This is a genomic window from Chimaeribacter californicus (assembly GCF_002858675.1).
GTDB classification, from domain to species: Bacteria; Pseudomonadota; Gammaproteobacteria; order Enterobacterales; family Enterobacteriaceae; genus Chimaeribacter; species Chimaeribacter californicus.
In genome coordinates this window covers 1-1529 of the sequence record NZ_PJZF01000063.1, presented here as the reverse complement: position 1 = coordinate 1529, position 1529 = coordinate 1, and the positions used below count along the sequence as shown (strand labels likewise).

The window sequence follows — 1529 nt, the reverse complement described above, 5'->3', positions numbered from 1 at the left end:
ATTATTAATCTCGCAATTCGCAATCTATCAATGGTTTAACTAATTTTTAAAGGGAAGACAGAATTATGACTATGAACAAGCAAAACCCGGTATTTGTGGCAGTCGATGGCGGTTCCGGCAACGTGGCGCTGCGCTACATGGATCACAACCACCAGCTGAAGACCTTTATCAGCCCTTCCCTGGTACGCCGTGGCCTGCAACAGCAAGGCACGCAGGAATCCACCTCTACCTGGTGCACGTCTCAGGGTGAATACTTCTCTGTCACCAAAGACGCGACCGGCATCGAGCTGGTGAATACCTGTGACCCAAGCTATCAAATCAGTGATGCTCATCGTGTGCTGGTGATTGATGCGCTGGTTAAGGCGGGACTGAGCGGCCGTGACGTGGTTATTGCTGACACCCTGCCGGCAGATCAGTTTTATGGTGACAACGGGATCAACACGGCGCGCATTGCCGCTAAACGCAAAAGCCTGATGCAGCCCGTCAAGAACTATGCCCGGGGCATTGTTCCGCCGGTCGTTCGGCAGGTAGTGGTTTACCCTGAAGCGGTAACCGCTTATGTGAGCGCGACAGTGCTTGCTGATGGCACTGATAACCCGGTATTTAAGGGCATCCAGCGCTGTATCATCGTCGATTTAGGCCGCTTCACCTGTGATATTGCCCTGGTGAATGGTGAGCTGGACATCCTGAAGCGCAAAACCACTGAGCACGGCATCCATACCATGATCATGCGCCTGCATCACCTGCTCCAGGAGCACCAGGAAGCGTTGAACTTGCCAGAAGCCAAAGAGCTGAGCCTCGCCTCACTGGATGGCATTATTGAGCGTGGTTATGTGGGTTCCCAGGCAGAAAGCCGTAAAGCACTGCGCCGCGACATCACTCACCTGGTGCAACAGGCGGCGCGGGAGCTGGCTGACCAGATCCGCATGGACATTCGTGAGCTGCACCGCAACATGCTGGACATCGATATGCTGTTGTTCGTTGGCGGTGGTGCCAATTGGCTGGGCGGTAAGCTCTCCTATCTGCCGGATTTCTCCAAGGAGTGGCATGACTTCACTTACATCCCGGATGAGCCAGAATTTGCTGTAGTACGCGGCGTACACTTACTTATGCAGGACGAGCAAGATCAGATCCTGAATGAATTGAACACAAACTTAAGCGTTTCGGAGGCTTAATATGGCTGGTAATAACCCCACTGATTCAAAACGGGATGCCATCACTTTCAATATCGCCAGTGATATAAAAGCGTCCCCGGCTGCAACCCGGTTCCTGGACGAATACCGGGAAAACAGCGTCCGCGCAATTAAGCGCACCAAAATACTGGGAGCCTTCCGGGCTGGCCAGATGATCGAAGAGTGTGGGTTGTCACCAGTGTTTAGCTTCCTGGATACAGAGAACTTCACACGGTTAAGCGTGGAGCAGCGCCAGCAGCTGCTTCTCGCGCGTATGCAGGAGTTTATGGGGGTTACCCCCTTCTCTATCCCTGCTGCCGCGCCAGCGGCCAGGGTTGAGGCTCCTGCCGCATCTGC

Annotated in this window: 2 protein-coding genes; both read left to right on the top strand. The window is 53.9% G+C overall.

Translation table 11 applies throughout. The features are described from left to right. The first annotated feature begins 71 nt into the window (after positions 1 to 71). Positions 72 to 1175, top strand: a complete 1104-nt coding sequence (gene parM, locus CYR55_RS22775; protein ID WP_165699655.1) for a ParM/StbA family protein — start codon at positions 72 to 74, stop codon at positions 1173 to 1175. A gap of 1 nt (position 1176) precedes the next feature. After that, positions 1177 to 1529: hypothetical protein (locus CYR55_RS22770; protein WP_146001036.1), on the top strand; the 353-nt coding region annotated here is incomplete at its 3' end.

Excerpts from the sequence above, each read along its gene's own strand:
- parM (WP_165699655.1), top strand. The coding sequence starts at position 72 with ATGAACAAGCAAAACCCGGTATTTGTGGCAGTCGATGGCGGTTCCGGC.